Origin of the sequence: Streptomyces kebangsaanensis (assembly GCF_001906585.1) — a bacterium.
Lineage (GTDB): Bacteria > Actinomycetota > Actinomycetes > Streptomycetales > Streptomycetaceae > Streptomyces > Streptomyces kebangsaanensis.
The window spans coordinates 1,628-7,318 of record NZ_JUJA01000093.1; the positions used below are offsets into that span (position 1 = coordinate 1,628).

At 73.5% G+C, this 5,691-nt stretch carries 5 protein-coding genes and 1 pseudogene; all 6 read left to right on the top strand.

Translation table 11 applies throughout. From position 1 onward, the window contains the following. A pseudogene (locus RH94_RS43305) lies at window positions 1-98 on the top strand (squalene synthase HpnC); the annotation flags it as partial. Beyond that, window positions 95-1,045 carry a presqualene diphosphate synthase HpnD gene (hpnD, locus tag RH94_RS13855; protein ID WP_073947912.1) on the top strand — a complete coding sequence of 317 codons (951 nt, stop codon included), beginning with the start codon at window positions 95-97 and terminating at the stop codon, window positions 1,043-1,045. The pseudogene RH94_RS43305 and the gene hpnD, both read left to right, overlap by 4 nt. A 5-nt stretch (window positions 1,046-1,050) precedes the next feature. After that, entirely contained in the window at window positions 1,051-1,185 is a 135-nt protein-coding gene (locus RH94_RS46635) for a DUF6380 family protein (protein ID WP_407697312.1), read from the top strand. Continuing rightward, window positions 1,182-2,612, top strand: a complete 1,431-nt coding sequence (hpnE, locus tag RH94_RS13860; protein ID WP_073947913.1) for a hydroxysqualene dehydroxylase HpnE — start codon at window positions 1,182-1,184, stop codon at window positions 2,610-2,612. The genes RH94_RS46635 and hpnE overlap by 4 nt, the downstream gene beginning before the upstream one ends. Next, window positions 2,609-3,748, top strand: a complete 1,140-nt coding sequence (locus RH94_RS13865) for a polyprenyl synthetase family protein (RefSeq protein WP_073947914.1) — start codon at window positions 2,609-2,611, stop codon at window positions 3,746-3,748. The genes hpnE and RH94_RS13865 overlap by 4 nt, the downstream gene beginning before the upstream one ends. Before the next feature lie 116 nt (window positions 3,749-3,864). After that, window positions 3,865-5,691, top strand: a 1,827-nt coding sequence (gene shc / locus RH94_RS13870) for a squalene--hopene cyclase (protein ID WP_234425753.1), incomplete at its 3' end; no start/stop codon positions are given.

Below are 5,691 nucleotides of genomic sequence, written 5' to 3' on the forward strand. Positions count from 1 at the left end.
TCGCCGCCGCCGATTACGACGTACTTCCAGGCCCGCCCAGGCCCGGCAAGGTCCGGTTGCTGCGCGAGGTGGGCGTGATTCTGCGAGGAGAGGGGTGATCCGGGCCGTGGAGTCGGAACCGCACGTGTCCGCGCCGGTACTCGCCGCCTACAGCTACTGCGAGGCCGTCACCGGCGGGCAGGCCCGCAACTTCGCCTACGGCATCAGGCTGCTGCCGACACCCAAGCGCCGTGCGATGTCGGCGCTGTACGCGTTCTCCCGGCGTGTCGACGACATCGGCGACGGCGCGCTGGCCGACGACGTCAAAATCACCCGTCTGGAGGACACGAGGGCGCTGCTCGGCCGGATCCGCGAGGGCACGGTCGAGGACGACGACACCGACCCCGTCGCCGTCGCCCTCACCCACGCGGCCCGCAGTTTCCCGATCCCGCTCGGCGGCCTGGACGAGCTCATCGACGGCGTCCTGATGGACGTACGCGGCGAGACGTACGAGACCTGGGACGACCTGAAGGCCTACTGCCGCTGCGTGGCCGGGGCCATCGGACGGCTCTCCCTCGGCGTGTTCGGCACCGAACCGGGGGCGCGTGGCGCCGAACGCGCCCCCGAGTACGCCGACACGCTGGGGCTCGCGCTGCAACTGACCAACATCCTCAGAGACGTCCGCGAGGACGCCGAGGGCGGACGCACCTACCTGCCCGCCGACGACCTCGCCAAATTCGGCTGCTCGGCCGGGTTCCGCGGGCCGACGCCGCCGGAGGGCTCCGACTTCGCGGGCCTGGTGCACTTCGAGGTGCGGCGGGCCCGCGCCCTGTTCGCCGAGGGCTACCGGCTGCTGCCCCTGCTGGACCGGCGCAGCGGCGCGTGCGTCGCCGCCATGGCCGGCATCTACCGCCGCCTGCTCGACCGCATCGAGCGCGAGCCGGAGGCCGTGCTGCGCGGCCGGGTCTCCCTGCCCGGACACGAGAAGGCGTACGTCGCCGTGCGCGGCCTGTCCGGCCTCGACGCCCGGCACGTGACCCGGCGGACCGTCAGGAGGCGTGCCTGATGGACATGTCGCTGCACGGTGACGCCACCGGCGGGAAACGGCGGGCAACCCTCCGCCGCCGGACGGCGTCCCTGACGGCAACCGTCGTCGGAGGGGCGGCCGCTCACCGCGGCGGACGCGCAGGGAAGGACGCACGATGACCGACGGAATGCGACGGGAAGGGCCGCTCGCCGACGCCTCCGGCCCGGCCGGGCGGCACGCCGTCGTGGTCGGCGGCGGCCTCGCCGGTCTGACCGCGGCGCTCGAACTCGCCGACGCCGGAGTACGCGTGACGCTCCTCGAGGGCAGGCCGCGCCTGGGCGGGCTCGCCTGCTCCTTCCGGCGCGGCGACCTCACCGTCGACAACGGACAGCACGTGTACCTGCGCTGCTGCACCGCCTACCGCTGGTTCCTCGACCGGATCGGCGGCGCGGCGCTCGCCCCGCTGCAGGACCGGCTCGAGGTGCCGGTCCTCGACGCCGCCCGGCCCGAGGGACGGCGCCTGGGCAGACTGCGCCGCGACGCACTGCCCGTACCCCTGCACCTGGGACGGAGCCTGGCCACCTACCCGCACCTGACACTCGCCGAGCGTGCCCGGGTGGGGCGTGCCGCGCTCGCGCTCAAGGGACTCGACCTCGCCGATCCGGCCCTGGACGCCCAGGACTTCGGCAGCTGGCTGACCGCGCACGGCCAGTCCGCGCGCGCCGTCGAGGCCCTGTGGGACCTGGTCGGGATCGCCACCCTCAACGCGGTCGCGTCCGACGCCTCGCTGGCGCTGGCCGCGATGGTGTTCAAGACCGGTCTGCTGTCCGACCCGGGCGCGGCCGACATCGGCTGGGCCCACGTCCCGCTGGGCGAACTGCACGACCGGCTGGCCCGCAGGGCGCTCGACTCCGCGGGCGTGCGTACCGAGGTCCGTGCACGCGTCACCTCCGTCTCCCCCGACGGGAACGGGAGCTGGAACGTTCAGGTTCCCGGCGAGACACTGCTCGCCGACGCCGTCGTCCTCGCCGTACCGCAGCGCGAGGCGCACGACCTGCTGCCGCCGGGCGCCCTGGACGCCCCCGACCGGCTGCTCCGCATCGGCACCGCGCCGATCCTCAACGTCCATGTCGTCTACGACCGCACCGTGCTCAGCAGGCCCTTCTTCGCGGCCCTCGGCACGCCCGTGCAGTGGGTCTTCGACCGCACCGGGGCGTCCGGGCTGGAGCACGGTCAGTACCTGGCGGTGTCCCAGTCGGTGGCGCAGGACCAGATCGACGTGCCCGTGGCCGTCCTGCGCGAGCGTTACCTGCCCGAACTGAGGCGGCTGCTGCCCCGCGCGCGCGACGCCGAGGTGAGGGACTTCTTCGTGACCCGGGAGCGCACGGCGACGTTCGCCCCGGCCCCCGGCGTCGGGCGACTGCGGCCCGGCGCCCGCACCAAGGCACCCGGCCTGTACCTGGCCGGAGCGTGGACCGCCACCGGGTGGCCCGCGACCATGGAGAGTGCGGTCCGCAGTGGTGTGAAGGCGGCCGACGCCGCGCTGAGCACCCTGGGCCGGCCCCGCCCGAGCCGCCTCCTCGCCATCGAGGAGGCGGCGGCATGACGCTCGATCAGCAGTCCGCGGCAGGCCCCCGCACTCCCGGCACCGCAACAAGAGGAGAGACTGTGCCCACTGTTCCCCCGGCCTCGAGGCCCGCTCGAGGGACCGCGGTGGACGTGACCGCGCTGCTGGAGCGCGGCCGGACCCTGGCCACGCCGGTACTGCGGGCGGCCGTCGACCGACTGGCCCCTCCCATGGACACCGTCGCCGCCTACCACTTCGGCTGGATCGACGTCGCGGGCAACCCCGCGCACGGGACCGGCGGCAAGGCAGTACGCCCCGCCCTGGCCGTGCTCTCCGCCGAGGCCGCCGGGGCCGCGCCCGAGGTGGGCGTGCCCGGCGCGGTCGCCGTCGAACTCGTGCACAACTTCTCGCTGCTGCACGACGACCTGATGGACGGCGACGAGCAGCGCCGCCACCGCGACACGGTCTGGAAGGTGCACGGCCCCGCCCAGGCCATCCTGGTCGGCGACGCCCTGTTCGCCCTGGCCAACGAGGTGCTGCTGGAGCTCGGCACCGTCGAGGCCGGCCGCGCCGCCCGCCGTCTGACCACCGCCAGCCGCGCCCTGATCGACGGACAGGCGCAGGACATCTCCTACGAGCACCGCGACCGCGTCAGTGTCGAGGAGTGCCTGGAGATGGAGGGCAACAAGACCGGCGCCCTGCTCGCCTGCGCCTCCTCCGTCGGCGCGGTCCTCGGCGGCGCGGACGACGCCACCGCCGACACGCTGGAGAAGTACGGCTACCACCTCGGCCTGGCCTTCCAGGCCGTCGACGACCTCCTCGGCATCTGGGGCGACCCGGAGGCCACCGGCAAGCAGACCTGGAGCGATCTGCGCCAGCGCAAGAAGTCCCTGCCCGTCGTGGCCGCGCTCGCGGCGGGCGGCTCCGCCTCCGAGCGGCTCGGCGAGATCCTCGCCGCCGACGCCAAGAGCAGCGACTTCGCGAACTTCTCCGAGGAGGAGTTCGCGGCCCGCGCCGCCCTCATCGAGGAGGCGGGCGGCCGCGAGTGGACGGCCGAGGAGGCACGCCGTCAGCACACCATCGCCATCGAAGCCCTCGACGCCGTGCACATGCCCGAGCGGGTACGGGCCGCGTTCACGGCGCTCGCGGACTTCGTCGTCGTACGAAAGAGTTGATCATTATCGGCCGAACCACCCTCGCGTAGTCGCCGGCCGGTGCCGCAAGGTTTCAGGTACCGGCCGACGGCGGACCCATAGCAGCACGACTCGCACGACTGCATGAAGGGGAAGCCATGACAGCGACGACCGACGGAAGCACCGGGGCAACACTGCCGTCCCGCGCTGCCGCGGCCACGGAAACCGTACTCACCACCCCCGAGGCGGCCGGGGTACAAGAAGCCGCCGCAACCGCCGTCCGGCGGGCCACCGACTTCCTCCTCGCCCAGCAGGACGCCGAGGGCTGGTGGAAGGGCGACCTGGAGACGAACGTCACCATGGACGCCGAGGACCTGCTGCTGCGCCAGTTCCTGGGCATCTCCGACGAGGCGACCACCCGCGCCGCCGCCCTGTTCATCCGCGGCGAGCAACGCGAGGACGGCACCTGGGCCACCTTCTACGGCGGGCCCGGCGAACTCTCCGCCACCATCGAGGCCTACGTCGCCCTGCGTCTGGCCGGCGACGCGCCCGACGACCCCCACATGGCCAGGGCCTCCGCCTGGATCCGGGCGCAGGGCGGCATCGCCGCCTCCCGCGTCTTCACCCGGATCTGGCTCGCCCTGTTCGGCTGGTGGAAGTGGGAGGACCTGCCCGAGCTCCCGCCCGAGCTGATCTGGTTCCCCTCCTGGCTGCCGCTCAACATCTACGACTTCGGCTGCTGGGCCCGGCAGACCATCGTGCCGCTCACCATCGTCTCCGCCAAGCGGCCGGTGCGCCCCGCGCCCTTCCCGCTGGACGAGCTGCACACCGACCCGGACCGCCCCGGCCCGCCCAGGCCGCTCGCCCCGGTCACGAGCTGGGACGGCGTCTTCCAGCGCCTGGACAAGGCGCTGCACGCCTTCCACAAGGTGGCGCCCAGACGGGTGCGCCGGGCCGCGATGAACACCGCGGCCCGCTGGATCATCGAACGGCAGGAGAACGACGGCTGCTGGGGCGGCATCCAGCCGCCCGCCGTGTACTCGATCATCGCGCTGCACCTGCTGGGCTACGACCTCAACCACCCGGTGATGCGCACCGGCCTCCAGTCGCTGGACCGTTTCGCCGTCCGGCGCGAGGACGGCGCCCGGATGATCGAGGCATGCCAGTCGCCCGTCTGGGACACCTGCCTGGCCACCATCGCGCTCGCCGACGCCGGTCTTCCCGCCGACCACCCGCAGCTGGTCAAGGCCGCCGACTGGATGCTCGGCGAGCAGATCGTGCGCCCCGGCGACTGGTCGGTGCGCCGGCCGGGGCTGCCGCCGGGCGGCTGGGCGTTCGAGTTCCACAACGACAACTACCCCGACATCGACGACACCGCCGAGGTCGTCCTCGCGCTGCGCCGGGTCAGGCACCACGACCCGGAGCGGGTGGACAAGGCCATCGGGCGCGGGGTCCGCTGGAACCTCGGCATGCAGTCGAGGAACGGCGCCTGGGGCGCCTTCGACGTCGACAACACCAGTCCCTTCCCCAACCGGCTGCCGTTCTGCGACTTCGGCGAGGTCATCGACCCGCCGTCGGCCGACGTCACCGCGCACGTCGTGGAGATGCTCGCCGCCGAGGGACTGTCCCACGACCCGCGCACCCGGCGCGGCATCCAGTGGCTGCTGGCCGAACAGGAGCCGGACGGCTCGTGGTTCGGCCGCTGGGGCGTCAACTACCTCTACGGCACCGGGTCCGTCGTACCCGCCCTGACCGCCGCCGGCCTGCCCGGCTCCCACCCGGCGATCCGCCGCGCGGTGGCCTGGCTGGAGGGCGTGCAGAACGACGACGGCGGCTGGGGCGAGGACCTGCGCTCCTACCAGGACGCCAAGGAGTGGAGAGGCAGGGGCGCCTCCACCGCCTCGCAGACCGCGTGGGCGCTGATGGCGCTGCTCGCGGCCGGGGAGAAGGACTCCAAGGCAGTCGAGCGCGGCGTCCAGTGGCTC

What these genes read in the sequence shown, in the direction of transcription:
- RH94_RS46635 (WP_407697312.1), top strand. Translation starts at nt 1,051, where the DNA reads ATGTCGCTGCACGGTGACGCCACCGGCGGGAAACGGCGGGCAACCCTC.
- hpnE (WP_073947913.1), top strand. Translation starts at nt 1,182, where the DNA reads ATGACCGACGGAATGCGACGGGAAGGGCCGCTCGCCGACGCCTCCGGC.
- RH94_RS13865 (WP_073947914.1), top strand. Translation starts at nt 2,609, where the DNA reads ATGACGCTCGATCAGCAGTCCGCGGCAGGCCCCCGCACTCCCGGCACC.